This window comes from Mycoplasmopsis bovirhinis (assembly GCF_900660515.1).
In the GTDB taxonomy this organism is placed as follows: Bacteria; Bacillota_I; Bacilli_A; order Mycoplasmatales; family Metamycoplasmataceae; genus Mycoplasmopsis; species Mycoplasmopsis bovirhinis.
This window is the reverse complement of sequence record NZ_LR214972.1, coordinates 1-26,130: the sequence shown is the minus strand read 5'-3', so window position 1 is coordinate 26,130 and position 26,130 is coordinate 1. Positions and strand designations below refer to the sequence as shown.

General features: G+C 25.8%; 23 protein-coding genes. 2 read left to right on the top strand and 21 right to left on the bottom strand.

The features are described 5' to 3' along the window. Positions 1-95: 95 nt before the first annotated feature. The 8 genes from EXC44_RS00115 to EXC44_RS00080 all read right to left on the bottom strand — a co-directional run bounded on the left by EXC44_RS00115 (position 96) and on the right by EXC44_RS00080 (position 7,286). Positions 96-1,835: a 3'-5' exonuclease family protein gene (locus EXC44_RS00115; protein ID WP_129620838.1), complete on the bottom strand. Its 1,740-nt coding sequence runs from the start codon at positions 1,833-1,835 to the stop codon at positions 96-98. Continuing rightward, positions 1,828-3,177 carry a 23S rRNA (uracil(1939)-C(5))-methyltransferase RlmD gene (gene rlmD, locus EXC44_RS00110; protein WP_129620836.1) on the bottom strand — a complete coding sequence of 450 codons (1,350 nt, stop codon included), beginning with the start codon at positions 3,175-3,177 and terminating at the stop codon, positions 1,828-1,830. Before rlmD ends, EXC44_RS00115 begins: the two co-directional genes overlap by 8 nt. Continuing rightward, the gene (gene rsmD / locus EXC44_RS00105) at positions 3,137-3,682 is read right to left on the bottom strand and encodes a 16S rRNA (guanine(966)-N(2))-methyltransferase RsmD (protein WP_129620834.1); all 546 of its coding nucleotides are present in this window, start codon (positions 3,680-3,682) and stop codon (positions 3,137-3,139) included. Before rsmD ends, rlmD begins: the two co-directional genes overlap by 41 nt. 99 nt (positions 3,683-3,781) lie before the next feature. Next, the gene (gene nusG, locus EXC44_RS00100) at positions 3,782-4,387 is read right to left on the bottom strand and encodes a transcription termination/antitermination protein NusG (RefSeq protein WP_129620832.1); all 606 of its coding nucleotides are present in this window, start codon (positions 4,385-4,387) and stop codon (positions 3,782-3,784) included. A gap of 22 nt (positions 4,388-4,409) precedes the next feature. Further along, positions 4,410-4,631: a preprotein translocase subunit SecE gene (secE, locus tag EXC44_RS00095; RefSeq protein WP_129620830.1), complete on the bottom strand. Its 222-nt coding sequence runs from the start codon at positions 4,629-4,631 to the stop codon at positions 4,410-4,412. A gap of 2 nt (positions 4,632-4,633) precedes the next feature. Continuing rightward, positions 4,634-4,786, bottom strand: a complete 153-nt coding sequence (gene rpmG / locus EXC44_RS00090) for a 50S ribosomal protein L33 (RefSeq protein ID WP_129620828.1) — start codon at positions 4,784-4,786, stop codon at positions 4,634-4,636. 77 nt (positions 4,787-4,863) lie between these two features. After that, positions 4,864-6,564, bottom strand: a complete 1,701-nt coding sequence (locus tag EXC44_RS00085) for an MnuA family membrane nuclease (RefSeq protein ID WP_129620826.1) — start codon at positions 6,562-6,564, stop codon at positions 4,864-4,866. 116 nt (positions 6,565-6,680) lie between these two features. Next, on the bottom strand, positions 6,681-7,286 hold the full coding sequence (locus tag EXC44_RS00080) for an FMN-dependent NADH-azoreductase (RefSeq protein ID WP_129620824.1): 606 nt from the start codon (positions 7,284-7,286) through the stop codon (positions 6,681-6,683). A 750-nt stretch (positions 7,287-8,036) separates the two neighbouring features. Here EXC44_RS00080 and EXC44_RS00075 point away from each other — a divergent pair. Next, on the top strand, positions 8,037-9,464 hold the full coding sequence (locus tag EXC44_RS00075) for a hypothetical protein (RefSeq protein ID WP_129620822.1): 1,428 nt from the start codon (positions 8,037-8,039) through the stop codon (positions 9,462-9,464). Between the two features lie 138 nt (positions 9,465-9,602). Here EXC44_RS00075 and gap read toward each other — a convergent pair whose 3' ends face one another. From gap to EXC44_RS00020, 11 genes are all read right to left on the bottom strand, one after another. Beyond that, on the bottom strand, positions 9,603-10,604 hold the full coding sequence (gene gap / locus EXC44_RS00070; RefSeq protein ID WP_120161325.1) for a type I glyceraldehyde-3-phosphate dehydrogenase: 1,002 nt from the start codon (positions 10,602-10,604) through the stop codon (positions 9,603-9,605). 165 nt (positions 10,605-10,769) lie between these two features. Continuing rightward, positions 10,770-11,621: a methionyl-tRNA formyltransferase gene (gene fmt / locus EXC44_RS00065; protein ID WP_129620820.1), complete on the bottom strand. Its 852-nt coding sequence runs from the start codon at positions 11,619-11,621 to the stop codon at positions 10,770-10,772. Continuing rightward, positions 11,614-12,510, bottom strand: coding sequence for an ATP-binding protein (locus EXC44_RS00060; protein WP_129620818.1), 897 nt, complete (start codon positions 12,508-12,510; stop codon positions 11,614-11,616). Before EXC44_RS00060 ends, fmt begins: the two co-directional genes overlap by 8 nt. Further along, positions 12,503-13,474, bottom strand: coding sequence for a replication initiation and membrane attachment family protein (locus EXC44_RS00055; RefSeq protein WP_223213423.1), 972 nt, complete (start codon positions 13,472-13,474; stop codon positions 12,503-12,505). The genes EXC44_RS00060 and EXC44_RS00055 overlap by 8 nt, the downstream gene beginning before the upstream one ends. Positions 13,475-13,535: 61 nt before the next feature. Beyond that, positions 13,536-14,084 (bottom strand): nucleoside/nucleotide kinase family protein, encoded by a 549-nt coding sequence (locus tag EXC44_RS00050; RefSeq protein ID WP_129620816.1) that lies wholly within the window; start codon positions 14,082-14,084, stop codon positions 13,536-13,538. A gap of 3 nt (positions 14,085-14,087) precedes the next feature. After that, positions 14,088-14,981, bottom strand: coding sequence for a 5'-3' exonuclease (locus EXC44_RS00045; protein ID WP_129620814.1), 894 nt, complete (start codon positions 14,979-14,981; stop codon positions 14,088-14,090). Next, a complete protein-coding gene (gene dnaE / locus EXC44_RS00040; RefSeq protein ID WP_129620812.1) occupies positions 14,971-17,904 on the bottom strand; it encodes a DNA polymerase III subunit alpha in 2,934 nt (977 codons plus the stop codon). The genes EXC44_RS00045 and dnaE overlap by 11 nt, the downstream gene beginning before the upstream one ends. Positions 17,905-18,266: 362 nt before the next feature. Further along, the gene (locus EXC44_RS00035; protein ID WP_408634229.1) at positions 18,267-19,898 is read right to left on the bottom strand and encodes an MHO_4530 family protein; all 1,632 of its coding nucleotides are present in this window, start codon (positions 19,896-19,898) and stop codon (positions 18,267-18,269) included. Position 19,899: 1 nt separating this feature from the next. Beyond that, positions 19,900-22,110: an ATP-dependent helicase gene (locus EXC44_RS00030; protein WP_129620808.1), complete on the bottom strand. Its 2,211-nt coding sequence runs from the start codon at positions 22,108-22,110 to the stop codon at positions 19,900-19,902. A 9-nt stretch (positions 22,111-22,119) separates the two neighbouring features. Further along, positions 22,120-22,752 (bottom strand): RDD family protein, encoded by a 633-nt coding sequence (locus EXC44_RS00025; RefSeq protein ID WP_129620806.1) that lies wholly within the window; start codon positions 22,750-22,752, stop codon positions 22,120-22,122. 5 nt (positions 22,753-22,757) lie between these two features. Continuing rightward, complete coding sequence (locus EXC44_RS00020) at positions 22,758-23,780, bottom strand: glycosyltransferase (RefSeq protein WP_120161350.1); 1,023 nt, start codon at positions 23,778-23,780, stop codon at positions 22,758-22,760. 183 nt (positions 23,781-23,963) lie between these two features. Between EXC44_RS00020 and EXC44_RS00015 the strand changes: the two genes are divergently transcribed. Beyond that, entirely contained in the window at positions 23,964-25,151 is a 1,188-nt protein-coding gene (locus tag EXC44_RS00015) for a phosphoglycerate kinase (RefSeq protein WP_129620804.1), read from the top strand. A 62-nt stretch (positions 25,152-25,213) separates the two neighbouring features. Here EXC44_RS00015 and EXC44_RS00010 read toward each other — a convergent pair whose 3' ends face one another. Next, positions 25,214-25,477: an HPr family phosphocarrier protein gene (locus EXC44_RS00010; RefSeq protein WP_099309444.1), complete on the bottom strand. Its 264-nt coding sequence runs from the start codon at positions 25,475-25,477 to the stop codon at positions 25,214-25,216. Positions 25,478-25,542: 65 nt separating this feature from the next. Beyond that, positions 25,543-26,130 (bottom strand): phospholipase D-like domain-containing protein (locus EXC44_RS00005; RefSeq protein WP_223213734.1); only part of this gene is annotated, 588 nt, incomplete at its 5' end.

The window sequence follows — 26,130 nt, the reverse complement described above, 5'->3', positions numbered from 1 at the left end:
ATTATTATTATACCAAATTTCTTTATTTTTAGTTCAGCTGAAAATCATAAACTAAAACAACTAAAATTTACTTTTTTAGTTGTTTTTGTCTTTAATTAAATTTCAGTTAAATCAACTTTATACAAATAAACTCCAGCTTCTTTAGTTTCGTTTGGCCTTTTGCCATTTTTAATCTTTGTTTCATGATTTTTTGAAATAAATGAAAGCAAGTATTTCTCGCGCCCATTAGCTTGGTAATATAATTGTCTTGCAATTTTTTCATTAAGCTTACCATCTTTATTGATTACATCATAAGTTTTAATTTCTAAAACAGCTTGATCATTTGATAAATCACATAATGAATAAATTCTTCCATCTTTTGAAAAAGATAATTCTTGACTTTTGATTTCTTTATTTTTAAAAATTTTTGTTTTTATATGATAAATCAGTTTTTGTATATGATTTATAATTTGCATTGCAGGATTAGTTGGGCTTATATTATCATGATAAGTAGGTTTAGGTCTATAATTTTCAACTTTATAATCATAAGGTCTATTTAACATACTTAATTCAGTTAATTTACTACGATTATCGCTAGTAAATTTCTTATTTATATCCCCTAAATCTAAGACATTAAGTTGTTTGTTAATTGCTTCTTCAATATTTTTACCCAAAGCTTTTGAACGTTTTATATCACTTTTATTAATTTCTTCAAAAATAAAGTAATCTTCATTTTTTTGAGTTTTAGCAAATGGAAAAGAAGCAACCAAATGAACCTTAGATATAAACTTAGGAACTTTTAAGGCAAGCTTTTCAATTAAGTTAGGGTTTTCATTTAGAGTTGTAATTGGAATAATATATTCTTCATGATATTTATAAAATAAATCCCCTACTTTTAAAATTGGAAATTCTTTTAATTTTTCAAATAATTTTCATTCCAAAATGCAATCATTAACAGCATTATGAGTTAAACTAACACCTTCAATATCAAAAAATTTGCATAAATTGTCTTTATTTAAGTTATTTTTAATTTCTTTTGAACCAGGTGGTATTTGGGCTTTAATATTTTCATACTTAAAATTTTCAAAACCTTTAATTCCTCGTTGAGTTAAATATGCTTCTAAGAACTTTTGGTCAAAAGATTTATTTAAACCACCAAAAAATAATATTATTTTATTATTTAAATCAAATTTTTCAACTAAAAAATTAAATTCTTCTTGGCTCATATGAGTTTGCTCTCGCAATAATTCTTCATCTAGGCCATTTACAAACCCCGTTAAAACTACTGGTTGTAAATTAAGAGGTAAATATCTTTCGTAGCACAAACCAGTAGTAGGATCATATAAAGCAAAAGATAATAAATCATCTTTTTTATAATCTAAACCATTAGATTCTACGTCAAAAACAACATATTTATTAAAATAGTTTTTGTTGGTTGTTATTTGGTTTGTATCTTTTAAATATGTTTGATAAGCTTTAAAAGATGCTTTAGGAGCAATCTTATATTCAGGCAATAAGTTTTTTGACTTTTCTAAAATTAGAATTTGATTATTATATTTAGATCTAAATCTTTTTTTATCTTTATTTAATTGAGCTATTTTATCTTCTAATAAGAAATATTCATTTTTTCCATCTCGTAAAGCAAATATTATGCTTTCACAAATATGTTTTTGATTAAATTTTAAATAAACTAATTTATCACTAGTTAACTTAAAAAATTCTTGTTCCTGGGTATATTTTGGATTAGTCTTAGTTTTTCAAATATTATTTTCATTAAGATCCAAAAGATAGTTAAATTTTTCATAAAATTCTTTTAAAGTTAATTCTTTAACTCTTTTATCTTTAGTATTATTCATTATTACCTTCTTTAGTTATAAAGCAAACTAATTCAAGGTGAAATGTATGTGGAAACATATCAAATGGTTGAATATAATTTACTTTATAGCCATTATTAATAAAATCTTTTAAGTCACGAACTAAGGTTCGTGGATTACATGAAATATAAATTAAATTTAAGATATTATTTCTTCCAAGTAAATTAATTAAATCAGTATTTAAACCACTGCGTGGTGGATCAATAATAGTTAAAGTTGAGTTATCTAAAAAAGGTTTTAAAACATCATTTTCTTTAAAGATATCTTTAGCAACAAAATGATGTTTTAAATTGTTCTTTTTAGCATTAAATTTAGCATCAATAATTGCTTCTTTTACAATATCAATTCCTAAAATTTCTTGAGATTCTTTTGCAACAAGTGTTGAAATTACACCAGCACCACAAAATAAATCTAACAACTTTGTAAATTTAGCATCATTAATTTCTTTAACTAAATCAAAGATATTTTTAGCAACATCATTATTAATTTGAAAAAAAGAATTTAAATTTAGTTTAAATGATTTATTATTTAAAGTAAGATAAAAATCTTTCTTACTAGCTATTTTCTGGTAGCTAAAATTTTTCCAAACATAGATTTCAATAATCTTATCTATTTCTAATAATTTAGTAATTAACTTTTTAGGTAAATCATATTCAGTTTTTAACTCAAAACCAATTTGTACATCATTTAATTCATTAATTCTTATTAAAATTGTTTTAAAGAACTTTAAGTGAGCTAATTTTTGGTTTTGAAAATAATAGTTATTTAAATAATCTAAAATTAATTTTAGACTTTGATTTAAATTCGGGTTATTTAAAATTAAATTTGCTGTATCAAAATTTAAATCATTAGTATTTTTTACATAAGAAGCTAAAACTAAAGTATTTTTAACTACTTTTACAGGATATTTAACTTTATTACGGTAGTTAAAAACTTTTTGACTAGCAATAATTGTATTTAACTTAAAATATTCAAAATTACGTTTAAATAAAGTTTCTAAATAAATTTGTTTATATTTTAAAGCTTTTGTATATTCTAAATTAACTAACGGCATTGCGTCAATATTAGTGTATTGGTTTTCTGAGCGTTCACTAGAATATTTAATAAAATCAATAATTTTACCAATAGCATATTTAGCATAAACTTGTTCAATTTTTACCTTAGCAATTTCGCCAGGATAAAAATTGTTAACTAGAATTGGGTAATTATTTACTCTAGTTGTTCCTAACCCTTCAAAACTTAGTTCACGACAAGTTAATTCTAAAATTTGATCTTTAAATAAATTAGTTTGCTTTAACAAGGTATGCGACAAAAATTTTTCCATATTTTTTCTCTTTATAAATTATTAAATTACTTGGTAAACTAATTTTAGTTAAATTATCTGTTTCTAAAATTATTTCTCCTTCTTCTTGTAATAATTTATTTTTAATAATTAAATCCAAAGCTTGGTTAACTAAATTATATTCTTGATATGGGGCATCAATAAAAATAAAATCATATTGTTTTTTTATATTATTTAAAAATTGAATTGCGTCATTATGATAAGTTTGTAAGTTTTCAATTTTTAAATTATTAAGATTTGTATTTAAAATTTTGTATGCTTCGCGGTGTTTTTCAATTGCATCAACTTGTATTGCTCCACGGCTTAATGCTTCAATAGCTAAAGCACCTGAGCCAGCAAAAAGATCTAAAGCTATTTTTCCTGGTAATTTAAAATGCAATGAGGAAAAAATTGCTTCACGTACTTTATCAGTTGTAGGCCTAGTTATTTTTAGATCTGGTTGTTCAAGCTTACCGTTGCGATAAATTCCGCTAATAATTCTTAGCATAATTCTCCTTTCATCTTTATCAAATGAAAACAAACACCATTTTAAGTAGATGGTGTTTGTTTTAGTAATTAACAAAACACAAATTAATAAATCTGTGTTTTAATTTTCTTTTACGTTTCGAATGATTTCCATTGATAAAGTTACTTCAATTTCTTTACCATAACCTTCAGTTTTCAATGTTACAGTTTTTTCATTACTATTAATTGACAAAATTTCGCCTTCTTTTCCAATGTAAAGACCATCAATTATTTCAACAAGATCACCTTTAGTAAAACCAAAAACATTTTCACCAGCTTCAAAAGCACGTCAAAATTCTTTTTCTTGTTCAAACATTTTTTTAATTTCTAGAATACTCACCGGAGTTGGCTTGGCACCTTTTCCAGATGAACCAATTAATCCAGTGACATATTGTGTGTTACGAATTAAATATCATGCTTCATCTGACATGTGCATTTTTGCAAAAATATACCCAGGATATAAATTAACTTTTTTTATTTTGTAAGGCTCACCATCTTCTTTTTTTTGTCATTCTCTTCTGGTTAAAGTTGGTTTTTGAAATAATTTAAATGCTGAACCATTATTAGCATTTAAATCAAAATCGTATAATAAATTTTCTGCTTCAATCCGGTTATTCAATGATTCAATTACTTGCTCTTCTTTACCACGCATGGTTGAAATCATATATCATTTAATTAAATTTGCCATAAAATCTCCATATCATATATTATTAACTTAGTGATAGAAATGCTCATAATTCAGTTAACCCGTAGGTTACTAATGAGACAAATAATGTGAATAAAAATGCAAATACTATTGTCATAATGAAATTACGTTTATTGGTTTTAAAATCTGGTCAACGAACTCTTTTGATTTCTTTTACAAATTTTCTAATTCAATATTTTTTTTGTTTTTTTTGTCTTTTTTGTTTAACCTTAAGTAATTTTTCCATAATTAAACCTCTTCTAGATGTTTCGTATGACTAGTGCAATGAATGCAAAATTTTTTTACTTGTAAACGTTTAGGATTACCTAAACTTTTATTAGTATAATAATTTTTACGCCGACAACTTTCGCATGACAATGCAACTTTATTTGTATTTTTCATAGTTTTATTTTATCACAAAATTGCATAATTAAAAGATACAATTATAATAATTCAATTGTATTTTAAATAAAGTATTTTTATGGTCTTTTAATTTTAATTAATGCATTAGCAAAGGTATGATCAGAAAGTTTTAAAGCTAGTTCTTGCTCATTTAAAGATGGTTTATTAGTTTGTTTAGTATATAGTTCTAAATACTTTTGATAATTAAGTTTTTGTTTAAAAACTTCTAATAAATTGAATTTGAAGTCTTTTGATTTAAGTGCTTCAAATTCATCTTTTGGATCATAAGCAATAAACTTATCATAAGGATTAACATACCTATTTTTTGAAAATGAAGTTTTGTAATATTCTATTTCACTTTTAGCAAGAGGTTTTTGATAACCTAATTCATAATTTCTTTTTAAATAATATTCATTTGCATAAATAAAGTGGTTATCTTTAATATTAGTATCTCCATTAAAGATAACTAAATCTTCCAAGTCTTGAGAATTATAAAAAGCTTTTAAACTTTCAAAAGCATTATGTAGGTCTAAAAATTCTTTAACTTCTTGATCACCTTGCGAAGATCACTTATAACCATTGATAGTTGGACTTAAAACTTCGTTATACTTATAATTAGCTCCAGGTCCATCTAAATGACCATTAATAATTCAAAACTTAGTTAATGAATTTTTAATTTGCCAATATGATAATCATAAAGGTCTAGTAAAAGTAACATCTTTACCTCGATATGAATTAAAATCATGAGTATTAAGTTGCGTAAAAATATCAGAATTATATAAAATAGCATATGATTCTCATACAGCGGGGCTATTTTTTCTAGTATTTGAAATTAATCCTAAAGGACTTTTTGCTAATTTAAAATTAAGCTGATATTTTTCATTTAATACTTCAACTAAAGTTTCAACACCTTTGAATTCTTCATAATTTACTTCTTGAATACTAATAAATTGTAATTGTTCTAAGTAAATAATTTCTGCTAAAGCTTTAATTCTAAAATCTTCTTTATTAATTTTACTATTGCCGAAGTTTTGAATATTTCAGGTTGAAATTTTTACTTCTGTTAGTTTGGTATTTTGTACTTTATCAATAGTATTAGTCTTACTTTGACTTGTAGTAATACTAATATTATCTTGATCTTGAGTATTTTGATTATTATTTATAAAATTATTTTGTTTTTGTGTAGTTGTTATATCTTTAACTCTTTTTACCTTAGATTTTGGTATTTTTATTACTTGGGTATATGTTTTATTATTTAAGGTATATTCCAAAATTAAAGTTCTTGTTGTTTGATCAAAACTACTCTTAACAAAATGACCTTTAGGACTATATTTTCAAGGAACTTTATTAAGATCAATGTCTTTTCTGAATCTTAATAAAGTTCTATTTGGATTATTACCAGTTTTTGGCAAAGTTAAATGAACTAAATTTTTATTTACTTTACCTCTATTTTTTCGTCAACCATATAATCTTAATTGATTAAAATCAGTATTTGAAGTATTATCTTCATATTCTTTTTTTAAGTTATCAAATAATTCTCCGACATCTTGGTTATCATCTGCTAATTCAAAAATATTTTCTAGATTTATTTGTTTGTTTTCTAATTCTTTTGTAGTATCTGTCTCAATAACTTTTGGCTCTGCTTCATTTTCGTTTAATTGCTCTAACTTTGATTTTGGCGGTTTTTTTTCTTGTGTTTTTTCTTGACAACTAACAATCATCAAAGAAAGACTTAAAAGTGATGAGAATTTAATTATTTTTCTAAATAACTTTTGCATAAAAACCTATACTTATAATTATAAATTTTTTTTAAAAATTTTATAAATTTTCAAAAAGTAAAAAATAAGAAAACCACTTAATAATTTTTGGTTATTAAGTGGTTTTTAAAAACTATTTATAAATTATTTTTAACTTCTAAAACTAATTTATCAATTTGGTCTTTTACTGAATCTACATACTCACTTGGGGTTTTCTGTGCAATTTCGGACATCTTAGTTCCCAAAATGTCAAAGCTATAAATATTTTTAACTCCTAGGAAATTAAAAGTGCCTTTTAATCACTTAATATGATCACCTCAAGGGTAAACTCCAAAGTTTGCACCTTGCGAACCAATGATTAAGACATTTAGATTAGTTAAATATCCAATTGCATCGTTAGTGGTTGAATATTTATATGAAAATGTTTTATTAGCAACTGCTATTGCATCAATAAAACTTTTTAATGTTGTTGTTGGTCCAAAGTTAATCATTGATGTTGAGATAACTAATAAATCGGTTTGCTTTAATTGTTCAATTCATTTATCACTTTCAACATCTTGTCAAAAATTTTTAGAATTTTGCGTTGACACAATTGTGCTTGCAAATTTAGTTTGGTTTAAATTAATTCTTTGAACTTCGTACTCTTGATTATTAAATAATGTTTGTACGTAGTTCAAAGCTTGAGTAGAATATGATGAATTACTTGTATTAAGTGCTCCATCTAATAAGAGTATTTTTTTCATCTTACCTCCTAAGATTTATTGTTTAACTAGATGCAATTATACACTAAGTTTTAAATGGTGGAATATTATTTCAAAATTCTTGGTCATTCAATAATAGATAATAATTAGTTTTTAGTAAAAATATATAAATTAATGATATGCAAAAATTTAAAAAAATGGATTTATAGATATTATATATAAAACAAATTATACACATACTATTGATATTAAAATGAACTTAGGTAAATCAAAATTAAACAAATTAAACTTATATTAATAAATATGAATAAATTAAGTACTTAAAATATCTAATTTATTAAAATTACTACTTTATAATTAACAATTTTTATATATAGTTTGTTCTTTACACATTCATAATCTATAACCAAAACATTAAATAACAAATTCCTATGGAAAATATATGGAAATAATTATTTATAATAAATATATACTTATTAAGTATAAATAACTTAAATTAATATATTTTTACTATTCTTACCCTTCTTTTTAATATTAACCACTCAAAACATAATTACAAGTATTCAACTTTTCGCATATATATATATATATATATATTACAATTAACACAAGGATATGTCATTTAAACAAGATATTTTACCTTAATAACATTACCCCTGTTTAAGTAAAATAATTAAATTAATAGTCATTTGTCTTATTGTTATTAAGATAAATAAATATATTGTTTTAAATTAACATATCCTTACATAAATATCTATTATATATAATAAATTAAACAATAGAAGGACAACAATGAAATTACGTAAATTCATATTAATATCAACAAATATATTAACAATCTCGACACTTGCAGCTGTAAGTTGCACTAGTGAACAAGATCCTAAACCAACGCCTCCGGTCCAAACTGATCCAGGAAATGGTAATCAAAACCAAGGAAGTAGTGAAAATACTGGTAATAATACGAGGCAAAACCCAGGGGATCAAACTCCACCAACAAATAACACTGGAAATAGTAGATCTAATACTCAAACACCTCCGTCAGATAGCCTAGATAATGGAAATAATAACCATCAAACTCCACCAAATAATTCTGACAATGGGGATAATCAAAAACCAATAAATAGTAATCCTGCGGATCAAACTCCACTTGATGAAAGCAATTCAACAGGTGGAAACCCAAATTCTTCAGATCAAGATCAAAATAAAAATGGAGATCCAGAAAAAGGCAAAGTACAACCTGATCGGCCAGGAGGACCAGATTTTAGTGGAACAAATGAAACAGGTGGGGATCCTAATACTAAAGTAGAATTACCTCAAAATAAAAGTGGTGAAAAAGTAGAGGAAGAAAGAAATGACTCTATAGTAATACGTACAGATGAACCCGGTGGTAAAGATGGTTCAGATTCTACAGATGGAACTACAGATTCAAGTCAGGAAGCTAAGACAGATTCTACAGATGGAACTACAGATTCATCAGGTGGAACTAGTTCAGATTCAAGTCAGGAAGCTAAGACAGATTCTACAGATGGAACTACAGATTCATCAGGTGGAACTAGTTCAGATTCAAGTCAGGAAGCTAAGACAGATTCTACAGATGGAACTACAGATTCATCAGGTGGAACTAGTTCAGATTCAAGTCAGGAAGCTAAGACAGATTCTACAGATGGAACTACAGATTCATCAGGTGGAACTAGTTCAGATTCAAGTCAGGAAGCTAAGACAGATTCTACAGATGGAACTACAGATTCATCAGGTGGAACTAGTTCAGATTCAAGTCAGGAAGCTAAGACAGATTCTACAGATGGAACTACAGATTCATCAGGTGGAACTAGTTCAGATTCAAGTCAGGAAGCTAAGACAGATTCTACAGATGGAACTACAGATTCATCAGGTGGAACTAGTTCAGATTCAAGTCAGGAAGCTAAGACAGATTCTACAGATGGAACTACAGATTCATCAGGTGGAACTAGTTCAGATTCAAGTCAGGAAGCTAAGACAGATTCTACAGATAGAACTACAGATTCATCAGGTGGAACTAGTTCAGATTCAAGTCAGGAAGCTAAGACAGATTCTACAGATGGAACTAGTTCAGATTCAAGTCAGGAAGCTAAGACAGATTCTACAGATGGAACTACAGATTCATCAGGTGGAACTAGTTCAGATTCAAGTCAGGAAGCTAAGACAGATTCTACAGATGGAACTACAGATTCAACAAAATAAACTTCTAGCTAAAGCTAAAATAAAATCTTACTTTTGAAACTAAAACAACAAAATCTTTTCAATAGTCAACTCAGTTTCAAATAATAATAAAAAATATTCAGATTTTAAATCTGAATATTTTAATTTTCTTAGTATCAATTATTTATCTAAGTTAGCAAAGTAAACAACTGTTCTAACTAATTGTGATACATATGACATTTCATTGTCATATCATGAGAATAGTTTGTATAAGTTACCTTCTGGAGTAGCTTTAACTGTTGTAAGAGCTGAGTCGAAGATTGAACCATGTGTTGAGTTAACAATATCTGATGAAACAATTTCTTCTGTTTCGTATTTCATTGTTTCATTAGCAGCTTTTTTCATTGCTGCATTAACTTCTTCAACAGTAGGTTGTTTGTCTAAAAAGACTGTTAAATCAACTAATGATCCAGTAATTAATGGAACTCTAATTGCTACACCATCTAATTTTCCGCTTGCTTCTGGAACTACTAAACCAATAGCTTTAGCTGCTCCAGTAGAAGTAGGAACCATGTTTGCAGCAGCTGCACGAGCTCTACGTAAATCTTTATGTGGAGCATCTTGTAATCTTTGATCTCCGGTGTAAGCATGAATTGTTGTCATGTATCCAGATTTTAATCCAAATTCATCAGCTAATACTTTAACCATAGGTGCTAAGCTATTTGTTGTACATGATGCAGCTGAAATAACTGTATCACTGGCATCTAAGATTTTGTGGTTTACGTTGTAAACAACTGTTTTAACATCTTTGTCTGATGGTGCTGAAACTACAACTTTTTTAGCTCCAGCTTTTACGTGTTTTTCAGCTCCTTCGCGTTTAGTAAAGAATCCTGTTGACTCAACTACTAAGTCAATATCAAGTTCAGCTCATGGAAGATTTTCAGGATCTCTTTCAGCTAATACTTTAATTTCTTTACCATTAACTACTAAAGCTCCTTCTTTTGCCTCTACTGTAGCATTTAGTCTTCCAAATGCAGTATCAAATTTTAATAAGTGTGCTAATGTTTTAGCATCTGTTAAATCGTTAACAGCAACAACTTCAAGGTTTGACCCTGATTCTAATAGTCTACGGAAAAATAGTCTTCCTATTCTTCCAAAACCGTTAATTGCAACTTTTTTCATTTTGTCCCTTCTATAAAAATTAAATATAATTTAATTGTAATTTGATATAAATGTAAATTTTTTTACTTGTTTATTATATTATAATTTTTAAATTATTTAAGCTTAAAACTAAAAATATTTAAAAAACCCTGGAATCGTTTCCAGGGGTGAAAATCTTAATTATTTTTAGTTTAATTTAACTCGTTTTTTTGATTCAAATTGGTAGTCAAGAGCATATAAAGATCCATCACTAAATTTTAGTTCTAATGCATTAGGAATTTTATGCTTTGATGCATAAAAGATCTTAACTCTTTTTTGATTTAAATATAGATAACAGCCAGGATTTGATGAATAAGCTCTTATTTTATTAAATGCTGCTAATTTAGTAAGGTTGGAATCAAGTATGGCATCTTCTTTTAAAAGTTTGGGAGCTAAAGTTACTAAACTTTCATCTTGAACTTCAGGGCTTATTTGATTATTAATTAATTTAATAAGTCAATTAGATATATTTTCTTTAGCAAGGTTGGAAATTTTAAGAAATAAAGAATCTGAAGTATCAGAATCTAAAATGGGTATTGATGCTTTAAAAATCATCTGCCCTGCATCCATTTCTTTAGTCATATATATTAAAGTAATACCAGTTTGAGTTTCGCCATTTCATAAGCTATGTTGAATTGGAGCAGCACCTCTATATTTAGGTAATAATGAACCATGGATGTTTATCGAAGCAATTTTAGCTAAATCTAAAACTTTAGTTGGAATATATTGTCCAAAAGCACAAGTTAGTAAAATATCGTAATTTAAATCTTTTAATTCCTCATATATTTCAGCTATTTTATCAGGTTGGAATAATTTAAGATTATATTTTTGCGCTAAAAGCTTAGTTGGTGTAGTTTTAAGCTTATAACCACGGTTCGCTGGTTTATCAGGTTGAGAGATTATTGCGATGACATTAAAATTCTTAATTACTTCTTCAAAAACTGGTACGGCAAAATTTGGTGTTCCAGCTAAGACTATTTTAATTTTTGATTTATTCATGATTAATTCATACTTTCTCTTGGGATAATTGGTCAATTAAATAAATCAGCTTTTTTGCTAGTGGACCTTTAGGATCTAAAGATTCACCACTAGCTCCTCGTTTAAAAAGCTGTTTTCCTAATTCATCAAAATTATAATATGATCCAAAATAAGTCAAACCTTTACTTTGAAATCTTTGGTTAATTAGCGGCAAAAAAAAGCTATCTATAAATCACATTGATAATTGTTTTAGGCCAATTTCATCAAAAATAACTACATCTAGAGCAGCTAAATCTTCTAATAAAACATCAATATCTAAAGTGTTTTTATTAAAGCTGCGTTTTAATTTATCTTCTAGAAGGTTGATATCTAAAAAAGCAATGCGCTTATCTTTAATAGCATAATTATTTGCAATTAAAGATAAAATATATGAGCGCTTTGAATCAATTGATCCTGTTAAATATAAACATGCTAAGTTTGATTTATCATTATAAAAATCACTTAAATAATCGTATATTTCAGGATAATCGTGAAATGATTCTAAAAGCTCTAGGGACAAAATATCATCATTTAAATATGATCTATATTCTTTAAAAAGAATATTTTGTTTAATTTTATATTCATTAGTTAAATTAGTTTTGCGCAACTGCTTAATAAAACTGAGCTTACCTTGCTTGTTTCTATAAATAGTAGTTTCCCAAATTAAGTTATCTTTGTGTTTTTCTTGTTCTAAGGTTAATAATTGGGGTAAGTATTTAAAGATCTCGGTATCAGTAATTTGATATCTTTCAATAATCAAAGCTAAAAAAGAATTAGCTTTGATTTTTTTTACAATTTTTTTCTGATCAATTTGGGTTTCTAAAAGTTTGTTAAGATTATTATTTGTAGTTTTTAAAATTGGTTTAGACATTTTTTAAACCTTTATAATAATCGTTTTTTAGAACAACTTTTTCGTTATATATACTTCTAGTGCGAATATTATTTTTAAATTTACCATCTAAATAATTTTCAATTTCATCAAATTTAGTTAACTTACGAGAAGTTAATTCCGCAATTAATGAATTAGTATATTTATACCAATTAGCACCACTGCGGCGTTTTAAACTAAAATATATAACCAAATTTAAAGTTTTAGAATCAATAAAAACTTTAGTTCAGGTATTTAAAATGCTTTCACTTAATTCAAATTCATTATTATTAAACATTTGTTTAATAAAAGCTAAAGTATTAAGTTGCATAATAGCTTGGTAATGATTAGCATATTTAATATTAGCTATTTCTAAAGGTGTATAAATCTCTTTTTTCTTAACTATTGATTTTATTTCATCTTGACTAACTTGTTTTGAACCTGACTCTAAATAAAAATTTTTCATTATTTCTTTCGAATTATTTAAATTTGCCTGAAAGATATTAAAAAAGTTAGCTGAAATATCTTCAAACATAAATTTATTAATTGAAACTTTATTTTGTTCAGTAGTTATACGTTTAAAATTAATTTCTCCAATTTTTTGTTTCACCATTTGTGAAATAAAGGGGTTTTTAGTTAATTCAAGACTATTTAAAGGTTTATGTAATTCAAAGATAATCATTGAATTATTTAAATCTTTGTAGGTATTAATTAAACCTAAAGCTTCAAGTTCTAAACGTGAAGTATGTAAATTAGCTTCATTAGTATTTAAGAGTAATGTTAATAACGAAAAACTAAAAGGTGTTTCTTGTTTATTAGTTTTAGCTAAATCATTTAAGTATTCATATAATAAAATACTTAAATGATTTAAAATTGGCGAATATAACTTTCTTAAATTCCCTAAATCAGAATTATAAATAATAGTTTTTTGAGTTAATTTAAAATAATCAAAATCTAATTGGTTCATAATAATTTGCTCCTTACTTTAATTAAATGCAAGAATTATTTTAAAGCTTATTTTTAAATTGTTAAATTAATAATTCTTTACGGGGAAAACTATTTATCTTTTCCCATGAGATATTCACAACTTCAATTTGAGCAAAAAATTCATTTTTAGCCCAATTATAGTTATTTAAAGTGTCTAATTTACTAATAAATTGGTTTTTCCCATATTTTTTTAATAGAAAACTTTTTCGAGTTTTTTCCGGAATTTGTAAATGTCAAATTTTGGTAAATAACTTAATTAGTTCGTTAGGTGCTTTGAATAAAATTGGAAATTCTATAAAATCATAATAATGATTTTGTAAATGAATTAAAAGCTCATAATTAACAAACTTCTCTATGATTTTGAAATTATTAAAATCTAAATTAAGTCAAGTTTTAAGTTTTTGTTTATCTAAAAGTTGATTTGTCAAAATCGGATAATCAATTTTATTTTGAACTTCTAATCCAAAATACTTATCATTATAAAGATTAACAACAAATTTATCAACTTCTAATGTTTTATAACCTTTTTTCTTTAGTAAGTTTAAGATGGTTGTTTTACCAGAACAAATTTTCCCAACAATTACAATCATAAGTTATTTTTTTAATAAACTTTTTAAATCTTTTTTAAATTTACTTAGTTCTAATTCTTCAATATATTCTAAAGCATTATCATAATCAAAATTTATTTTGTATTCACTAGGATCCAAACTAAGATTTAAAATCTTAGTATTAATTTGTGATAAATTATAAGATAAAAATCCAGATTCTTTACCTTTAACTAATTTATCTAAAATACTTTTAGATTCAGGTAAATTATTTGATTCTAAAAGATCATAAAGATTTTGAAAATTTCCATATGTTTCAATTAATTTTATGGCAGTTTTATCTCCTATTCCTTTCACACCAGGTAAATTATCACTTGAATCACCTTTTAAACCTTTATAGCTGGTAATATCTTTAGGATGCATTTGGTAAATTTCAAAGAAATTTTCAAAAGTAACTAAAGATAGTTCATAACCTTTTTTTATAATGTAAGAAGTATTTTGATCCACTAATTGTAATAAATCTTTATCTGAAGAAAAGATAAATTTTTGACCCTCAAAATTTTTACAATATGTTCCGATAATATCATCAGCTTCATCACCTGCTTGTTCAATTCATTTTACTTTTAATAAACTTAGTAATTTTTTAATAATATCAAATTGATCAAATAATTCTTGCGGAGGTTTCATACGCCCTTTTTTGTATTCTGGAAAAATTTCATGTCGTTTAGTTTTACCTTCAGCATCAAAAGCAATCATTAAATGTGTTGGTTCTATAAATTTAATTAATTTGATTAATTGAGATAAAAAAATTGCTATGGCATTAGTTGTAATGCCGCTAGAAGTGCGCAATATTGTTGTAAGATCACCACGATAAGTAGCATAAAATGATTGAAAAAGCATGTAATTGCCATCAATTACTAAGCTACGTAAATTATTCTTCATCTATTAACTCCATAATATCTTTAATGTTATAGAAATTACCTTTTTTTAGAGCTAAGACTCTAACTTTTTGAGGTAAAACTGCATTTAATCATGGTAAGAACTTTCCACTTCAACTTGATGCAGTAACTACTTTAGATTCATCTTGCAACTTAAATTTTAATTGGTTATCTTTAGCTCCTTTAGTAACACTCAAAATTTCAACTTTTAAATATTGAGCCTTCTCTTGCAATGATGCTAAGCAAATTTTATTTAAATTTTGATTTGATCTAGCATCACTAGATCAAACCTCATTCGTATATTTATTGCCTAAAAGTTTTATTTCTCACTGGTCTTCTAAGGTTTTATCATGATCTTTTAAATTTAGTAAATGATCACCTAAATTATGTTTTTTTATAAAAGTATCTAAATATTCTAAGGGTTCTTGATGATTTTTTGTTTCAAATTTAAAAAGTTCATAAAAATCTTGACAAATATCTAAACTTGAAAGCAAGGTTGCAAGATTTGCAAAATTATTAAAAGAACCTGCCTTAATTAAAGTTTCTAAAATACTTTCTCCTAAGCCACTAGCTTTTAGTCTAAGTCATGATGAGATAAAACTAGTAAATTTCCCAGCTCTATTTCTTTCTGTTAAAATCTTATCAATTGCAGCCTGGCCAATACCCTTAATTAAAGCAAAGCTTAAATATATTTCTTTATTATTTAAAGTGGCATACTCAGTTGATAAATTAATGTTAGGAATTTTAACTTTAATGTTAAAAAGAGCTGCTTCTTCAGCATACATTTTAATAGTATTTTGATCTACTCCTATATTAGATAATAATACTTTATAAAATATCATTGGAAACCTAGCTTTATAATAAGCTAGTTTATAACTAATTATTCCGTAAGCTACTGCATGCGATTTATTAAAACCATAATCCGCAAATTTTTCAATATTACTGTAAATTTTTTTCAAAGTAGTTTCATTAAATCCATTTTTAAGCCCTCCAGCAAAAAATTCATCTCTATATAATTTTAATTCGCCTTCTTTTTTCTTAGAAATTGCTCTTCTAAATAAATCTGCTTTTGAAAAAGACATATTAGCAACATCTTGGACTATTTGCATGATTTGCTCTTGGTAGACGATAATCCCATAAGTGTGTTTAACAATATTATCATACAAAGGATGCACTTTCTCAATAAATAAAGGATTAGCTTTATTTTTAGCATAAGTTTTTATATATTTACTTGGCCCTGGTCTAAATAAAGATAAAACTGCGTATATGTCATCAAATTTATCTATCACAACTTCTTTAATGGCATTTCGCATCCCTGGTGATTCAAGTTGGAAAATTCCATCAGTTAAGGTTGAATTTAATAAATCAAAGGTGGGTTTATCATTAAATAAAGAAATTGAATCATTAATAATTTGCTCAAAATGCAATTCTTTAGGAATTTCTTGTTCTAATTCGTTGATAAATGTAAGATTTTTTAATCCTAAAAAATCTATCTTGATTAATCCATATTGTTCTAAATTATTCATTGTCATTTGTAATTGGTTTAATTTAAAATTACTTACTTGAATTGGTACTAGATTAATTAAAGATATATTGCTAATAATAAATCCTGCAGCATGTATTCCTAGTTGTCTTGGTAAACCTTCAATTCTTGAAGCAAGTAAATGTAGCTGGGGATACTTTTTAGCATATAAAGCATATTTTTTATTTTTCTCATATGCTTCTAAAAGCGAAGCATCATGTGATGAAATTGATGCCGAAATTTCATCAATTTCTGCTTTTGAAATACCTAAATATCTTCCAACATCTCTCAATGAATTTTTTGAAGCTAAAGTTTGAAAAGTAGAAATAAATGCAACTTTATCAAAGCCATATTTATTAGCTAAGTATCAAAATAATTCATCACGTTTATTGTCTTGAATATCAATGTCAATATCTGGAAGGCCAATTCTTTCTAAATTCAAGAACCTTTCAAATAGTAAATCAAATTCAAGTGGATTAACACTTGTTATACCAATTAAATAAGAAATTAATGATCCAGAAGCTGATCCTCGACCTGGGCCAATTAAAATATTATTTTGTTTTGCGTATTTAATTACATCTTGAATAATTAAAAAATAATCGATAAAGCCAAGTTTTTTTATAACTTGGTATTCAAGTTTAATACGGTTATCAACTAAGTCTTTATCATATTTTTTAATTAGTTCTTGGTAAGTATGATTATTGATTAATTTTTGCAAATCTTCTTTAGAATTCTCGCTATATTTCGGTAATTTTAAATCACTAGAAGGTTTTGATAAATTAATGCATTGAACAATATTTAAAATATTTTGATAAACACCTTCATCAACATTATCAAATTCACCTGGTTCATAATATTCACTATATAATTTTTTTTGATAAGACAAATTACCAATATTATTTAAAATAGGTAAAAGCTCGTTATCATCAAAATATAAGATCTTTTTGGTGGGTGCATATACAGTTTGGTGTGCTTGCATTTTTTTATCATTTAAATAAAAATTATTAAATAATTTATCAAGCTCAAGATTTTTAGCTTTGAAACCCTCTTCAAAATGATCAATTAAGTATAAATTTGGATCATTTAAATCATAGTATGATACTAGTAAATTATTACTTTTAGCTAAAACTAGTTCTTTAAGTTTTAAAAAACCTTGATCATTTTTAGCTAAAGCAATAATTTTAAAACCTTCTTTCAAATTCAGTTCTAAACCTAAAATTAGTTTAAAATCATATTCATTTTGAAAATTTCAATAAAATTGTAAAGCATGGAAATTTTCAAAATCTGTTAAAGTTAAATATTTAACTTTTTTAGATTTAGCTAAATTAAAAAGTTCATCTAATCTTATAGTTGAATTCAAAAAAGAATATTCAGTATTAGTATGTAAGTAAATAATATCTTTCATGGTTTAATTTTATATTATTTACTAAAAATTAATTCAATTTAACTAAAAAAACTAGTTAAATTTTACTTAGTTTTTAAAAATAATCAAAATAATAAAAAAATAATAAATAATTAATAATTTTTAGTATAATATTTTTGGATTTAGGACATTTATAATTTAAATTTTTACTAAACAGTACCTTTCATTTTTTTATTAAATTAACACAATATATTTTCTGTTGTCTCCTAAATCCAATAAAAATTTTTAAGTTTTGTTTTGTTGGCTTTACCTGGCTTTGTAAAGCTAACCTTACTATTTTGTGACTTATTTTAAAATAAATGTTAGTTTTAAAAACAAACATGGCAACATGTTTGTTTTTCATTTTATTTTTCTAATTTTACAAAAGTCTTTAATGTATATTCAATTTGCAGTTTTTCAAAAATTAAAGTTTCTCAATTTGGATCAATTTGCTCAAAAATGACAGTAATGTTTTTTTCTCTAGCTAATTTAACTAAATGAAAGCAAGAAAAAATCAATGCTCAATTTTTTAATTGTAAACATAGTTCTTTACTTAAAACAATGTATTTTAAGTTTTGTAAAGCGCTTACTAAGTTATATGTGCTTTTTGTAATATTAGTTAAATAAACTCCATATTTAAAATTTAATTTACCATGTAATAAAATTTTAGTATTAAGTCTATTAAAACTAAAATCATCATAATCAGCATATAATAAACATATTGCTTTAGTATCATTAATTAAAAAATCAGTACGCAAAAATCTCTCTTGCGATAATTTTACTAAAATTGCCTTATTTTCTGTTTTAGCATAATTATCTAAATAATCAAACCAAAGATTTTGATATTTATATTCTAAATATGGAATAGCTTGAAAAAAATCTATTTGGTCTTTGCTAATCTCCTGGTGCCAGATATCTGTTTTTACTAAATCTAAAGAAATTTTTTCATCAATGTATTCGGTGTTAGTTACTTCTTGAATAAATAAATCAAAATCTTGGCTATTGGCATTTAAAGTTTTATATAAATTAAGACTTTTGGTGAAGTTTAGATATTTTTCATCTTTTAATAAACTAGCTTTAAAATTGATATAATCGTTTGGTTTTTTTGTTATATAAAGATTATATAAGGCATAATTTAAAATTTCTTTCAAATTATGCTTGTAATATAAAGTATTTAGTAAAGGATATCTAAAGATTGTTAGTTTATAATAATAATCATTTAAATTAGAATAATTATTTAAATAACTAATCTTTTTTAATAATGAATTATATTTAAAGCTTGATAAATTTTTAATTAATAAATAAATTATGTCTTGATCTTTAAAAACTTTAACATAACGTTTTTTTAAATTTACAGTTTTTAAGATTATTTTAAGATCAGTATTAAAAAATGGATAGTTATATTTGCTTGTTTTAAGCAAAAAACCAACAACAACAAAATTTTTTCATTTTGCAAGTTTATCTTCACTTTGTTTAAAATCATCAAATTTAAAAAGTTTTTTATTACTGAATCATTTACTTCAAGTTAAGGTGCATAAAAATTTATTAGTACTAGTAGCATAAATAGTTAAATGAGTTTGATGTTTTCTAATAATAAATTTTTCTATTTTAAATAAAAATCAAGTTAAAAAATGGGTTTTTTTAATAATATCATCATTTAACTTTACATCTAACTTATAAGTTACGTTAGTTATATAACTATCAGCTAATATTTTATTAATATTAAGTTTTGAATCATCATCAAAATATCCTAAAAACTCTTTTAATGAACCATATTTAAACATTCCAACACTACTATTTTTTACATCTAAAACAGTTGCTAAATATTTATTACGTTTATTTAAACGAATTACCCTTAAATTATTCATATCAATTTCATAGTGCATGATATCCCATGATGCAAAATAATATAAATAAATACAAAATATTAGTGCTAAAGTTAAAACGCTAGTAAGTAATAAACTAAACAGAAAAATCAATCCAAAGTATAAGCTCATATTACCTGCTTAAAAGTCGTATTGCTGGATGGGTTTTATTAAGTTTTCGTGTAATTCCATCATTATGAAATTGCACTTCAATATCATTGCTTGAACCAACTTGCACCACAACGCCCTCACCAAAAATTGTATGCGAAATAATATCACCAACAATAATTTTTGAATTTTTAGAAACAACTTCACTATAAGTTTCGTTATTTTCTGCAAATTTAGTTGGGTCATCTAATAAAATTGTATCACCAAGGTTAATACCCATCTCTTTTAAAAATGGCGAAGGAACTTTAAATTTTTCTGAAGCATAAATCATTCCTCTTGAAGAAGAAATAAACAGTTTCTTTTTTGCCCTAGTAATTGCAACATAAGCTAAACGACGTTCTTCTTCTAAAAGTTCATCAGTTGTTTTTCCTTTAGAATTATTGATAAAATCTCCTTCATCATAAATTCTAAAACTTGGAAAAACTCCATCGCTTAATCCAACTAAAAAGACGTTTTCATATTCTAAACCTTTAGAAGAGTGGATTGTCATTAAAGTAACATAGTTAGTTTTATTATGATATTCATCACTAACCGATAGCAAACTCACCATATTAAGGTAATCTTCTAAAGTACCTGTTACATGGGTTTTTTCTCAGTTTTCAATTGATTTAATTAGTTCTTTAACATTATCTTTAGCAGTTCCCCGTAAGTTTTTATCGTTTTTAATACTTTCATAATAACCTACTTCATCTAAAAATAAATCAAGTGCTCTACTGATTTTCAGTTTCTTAGTTTCAATTGCATTTTTATAAATTAAAATTTTTTGCATAAAAGGTCTTAGTTTATTTTTTAAAAACTCAGTTCCAAATTCTTTGGGACTCAATTCTTTAAAGTGATCTTTTAAAGCTCAAAACATTGTTTTATGTCTTGCTAAGGCAAAATCTCGAATTTTTTGCAATTTTACTTCACCAATCCCCCGGCTTGGCACATTAATAATTCGCTCAAATGAAATTTGGTGACCATCAAAAAGAGCTCTCAAAAAGGCAATGGCATCTTTAACTTCATCTCTTTGGTAAAATTTAGTTCCATTAATTAATTTATGAGGAATATTAGCTTCAACTAAAGCTTGTTCAAAGGCACGGGAATAGTAGTTAGAGCGAAATAAAATTGCAATTGAACGAAGTGGATTTTTTTGTTTTTTAAGCTCATTAATTTTGTTTACCACTCAAGAAGCTTCAGCTTCTTCATTGTATAAATGTTGATATTCTAAGTTAGAACCGTCTTCATTTTCAGTAACTAAATCTTTACTAAAACGAATTTTATTATGTTTAATTAATTTATTAGCTGCTTCTAAGATCTTTTTAGTTGAACGATAATTTAAATCTAAAATTACTGTTTTAGCATCAGGATAATCTTTATCAAAATTTAAAATTAAATCAACCTTCGCTCCTCTTCAATTATAAATAGTTTGGTCAGGATCACCAACAATTGTTAAATGAGTATCTTTAGTATAAAGCATTTTCATAATATCATATTGCAATGAAGCTGTATCCTGAAACTCATCAATTAAAATATATTTAAATTTAACTTGATACTTTGCTAAAATATCTGGGCGCATTGTAAAAAGTTTATGAGTTTGAATAATTAAGTCATCAAAATCTAATGATCCATTAATTGCTAATTCATTTAAATATTCAATGTAGATTTTATTTAAAATTGAAGGTTTTTTTTCTTGAGCTAAAATTTTAGCAAATTCCTTTGGATCTTCTGAAAAGTTTTTAGCTCAAGAAATATATTGTGAAGCAGTTTTATAAGGAATTTCACTTGTGGTTATTTCTAAACCTTTATAAATTTTCTTTAAAATTGCATCTTTATCTTGTTCATCAATAATTTGAAAACTAGTTGGGTAACCAAGTTCTCTAATATCTTTGCGTAAGACATCAGCACAAAATGAGTGAAAAGTTTTAGCATTAATTTTTTTAATATCTTGTTGACAATAGTTGCTAATACGTTGAACTAATTCTTGGGCGGCTTTATTTGTGAACGTAACAGCTAAAATAGCGTCAACAGGAACATTTAAATCATTAATTAAATATGAAACTTTTCGTGTTAAAACTTTGGTTTTTCCTGATCCTGCTCCAGCAATAATCCGAAGCGGAGTGTCAAAATAAACCACCGCTTCTCGTTGTTTTTCATTTAAATCACTTAATAAATCAATTTTCTTTAAAAATAACATAATTACTCCTTATTTATAAACAAATTTTCTGCGGGTGTTTTTTTGTGGCAGAAATTTAATTTCACTAATTAATTGTTGAAGTTTTTTATCTTCAACAATTCTTGTTTCAGTTAATAAATCAATTAAGGTTAAATTTCTTTTGGAAACTAGCAGCATAAAGTATCCTGCTAGAACTAAAAGGAAATTAATTGATAAAAGCATTGTTATGATCCTTAGAATAATTTGGTGGTATAAATCATCTTTTAAAGCTATTTGGTTTTTATTATTGATCACAAAACTTTGGGGAGATAGAAAACTTAGGATCAATATTACGACAATCCCAAAGTAAAAACTTAAAAAATAGTTTCTCTTGATGACTAAGACATATTTAAAACTTTTAGTTTTTGTATCAATAATCTTTAGTTTTAAAAGTCAAAGGCCAATTGTTTTCCCTTTAAAAACAATTGGGATTAATAAATAAATAAGCATAATACTTATTAGAATAAAAATAACTCCAAAGTAAAAAACACCTTGTGAAGGTAAAAAAGGGGCTTTTTTTGAAAATGTCAAAAAATAAAAAAGCAGCAATATTAACGAAGTGAACAAAGTCAAATCGATAATATTTGCTAGAAACCTTTTAAAAAAACCAGAATTTTTATGCATGTAAATTAACTGAGTTTTTTTAAAATTTTAAGGTTTTTTAACTTAGAAACTGGAGTTGAAAGCAGCACAACTTCGCTATTGTTACGCAAGAAATATGGGTTAGTAAGGAAATAATCCTTTGTTTTATAAGTTAGTTCGATTTTTTTAATTATTTCTAAATGATTTTCAAAGATTTTATCGTTACGTTTTTCAGCAATATCTTCTTTGGTTTTATAAATATTACGATACATAAACTTTGTTTCAGTTAAAAAAGCAGTTAAGAGTAATTTAACGAAGTAATATTTGGCATATAATAACTCATCAATCAAATTTATTTGCCTAGCTTCTAAAATACTTTGAACATTGTCAAAAACTGATACATAGTTTTTAGTATTCAGTCATATATCAGTTGGATAGTACTCCCGAAATATTTTATAATCTAAATACATATAAGTTTTGGCTTCTAAAAACAACATATAGGTTAATTCAAGACACATTTTGTTATTATTAATTGTTTTAAACTTATAATTAAGCATTTTATTTGATAAAGATTTTTTAATAATTTTATTAAAAATAAATGGGTATGTATAAGCAAAAACAAGTTTATGATATTTTAGATTAATTTCCCTTCCTTCTACAACCCTAGCTTGTGGCTTTCAAGAAATTGAACCATTAATTCTTGGTTTAAATTCTAAAATATCAACTTTTGCTTGGTCAATAGCTTGAATCATTTTTTCAATATAAGTATTTTTTATGACGCTAATATCAGTATTAAAGACTACTGAATATTCACCACTTGTCACTCGATAGGCATTAAGTAAATGTTCTTGAGCATTATTTTGTTTGGAATTATAAATATATTTAAGCCTTGGACCAAATTTTAATTGGTATGGGACCAATTCTTTGATTAAATCTAAGTTACGTTGACTAGTATTACTTAAACATAAAATTATTTCGAATTCCTGGCTTGTTTGCTCCTCAAGTGATTTAAGATAATATCCTAAATCCTTTTCTTCATTTGTCACAATTGATATTAATGATAATTTCATTTTAACCACCCTAATATTAAGTATTTTACCACAGATTTTAGTTTTTAAAAATAATCAATTTAAAAGCTATAAATTTTATATATTTTTGCTGTTAAAATTATTTAACTATTTTTATAGTTTAATGCTTTAAATCTTAAAAAATCTTTTATAATATAAATCATAAAAGAATTAGGAGGAATTTATATGAAAAAAACAATTGACAATTTAAATCTAACTGGTAAAAAAGTTTTAGTTCGAGTTGACTTTAATACTCCAATTAAAGATGGACAAATTACATCTACTAAAAGAATTATTGCTGCATTGCCAACTTTAGAAAAAGTTTTAAATGATGGTGGTAAATTAATTTTACTTTCACACCACGGTAGAGTTAAAGAAAAAACTTGTTTAGTAAAACATACTTTAAAACCTGTAGCTTTTGAATTAGCAAGACAACTTAAAAGACCAATTAAGTTTGTAGAACAAACTAAAGGTCAAGTTTTAGAAAAAGTAATTAATGAAATGAAACCTGGTGAAGTAGTATTAGTACAAAATACACGTTATGAGGATTTAAATGACAAAGCAGAAAGCAAAAATAACTTTGAGCTAGGAGTATATTGAGCTTCGTTGGCAGATGTTTTCATTAATGATGCTTTTGGAACAGCACACCGTGCCCATGCATCAAATGTTGGTATTGCAAACAACATTAAAGAATCAGCATTAGGTTATTTAATGGAAAAAGAAGTTTCATCTTTAGAAAAAGTACTTAAAAACCCTGCACACCCATATGTTGCAATTATTGGTGGAGCTAAAGTATCAGATAAAATTAAAGTACTTGAAAACTTGATTAAAATTGCTGATAAAATGATAATTGGTGGTGGAATGGCTTATACTTTCTTAAAAGCTCAAGGTATTCCTGTTGGTAATTCATTAGTTGAAGATGATTACTTAGATCTTGCAAAAGATTTCCTGGCTAAATATTCACACAAAGTTGTTTTACCTATTGACCATGCTGTTGCAAGTGAATTTAAGGATGTTGAACCTCAAATCCAAATTGGCGCAATCAAAGATGGTTTTATGGCACTTGATTTAGGGCCTAAATCAATTCAAGCTGTGCAAGCTGCTTTAAAAGATGCTAAGACAGTTGTTTGAAATGGTCCTATGGGAGTAGCAGAATTTGAAAACTTCAAACATGGTACTTTAGCAGTTTGCAAGGCAATTGCTGAATTAAAAGATACCTATACTGTTGTCGGTGGCGGAGATAGTGTTGCTGCTGTGGAAAAGCTTGGTATGGAAGCAATGTTTTCACACGTTTCAACTGGTGGTGGAGCGAGCCTTGAATTCTTACAAGGAATTGCCCTTCCTGGTATAGTTGCAATTCAAGATAAAAAATAATTCAAATAAAAAAGGACTTGAGAAATCAAGTCACTTTTTTATTATTTAAATAATAATATTTATTAAATTAATTGGTGATCTACAAGAGCTTTTTTGATTGCATCAATTGCTTCTTGTTCATCTTCACCTGAAGTTTTAATTGTAATTTCTGCGCCACATTTAATTCCTAGCGCCATAATGTTCATAATTGACTTTAAATTACCTTCACGACCTTCATATGATAATTTTGCTTCAGATTTAAATCTAGCAGCAACAGCTGTTACCAATGAAGCAGGACGTGCATGTAAACCAATTGGATCAATTATTTTACATTTTAATTCTTTCATATTACGAAACCTTTCTATATTATAAGTATTATTTTGATTAATAGCAACTATAATTATACCACAAATTATATTAAAGTTTTAATTCAATTAAAAAAGAAGTTTTCAATTTTATTATACTTACGCTCTATGTTTGGAACTTTATGTCAGTTAAATGACTTTTTATCATAAGTAGCAAATAAAAGTCTTAATTCATCAACTATTGGGCCATGTAAAATATCAACTGTTTCATATTGCGAAAACATGCTGCGAGGATCTAAATTGTTTGTTCCTATCCAAGCAATTTCATCATCGATTAAACCCATTTTTGAGTGCAAAAAATGATCTTTATAAATTTTAACTCTTAAACCAAATTTAATATAACGGTTAAGTTGGTTTAAGCCTGTTTTATAAACCAATCTTTTATCAGCTAATCCAGGGAAATAAATTGTAATTTGTACACCAGTCTTTAAAGCAACAATTAGTAATTTTTCTAAAGAGCTAGTTAAGGTAAAATAAGGTGTAGCAATTTTAATTGAATTTTTAGCATTAGATAAAGCCAAAAGCAAGAAATCTTCAATTGTAGAATATGAGTAAGAAGGTGAGTCAGTAACTAATAATGCTCTAGAATTAATTAAATTTGGATCTAAAGTATTATAAGTTAAATAATAACTCAA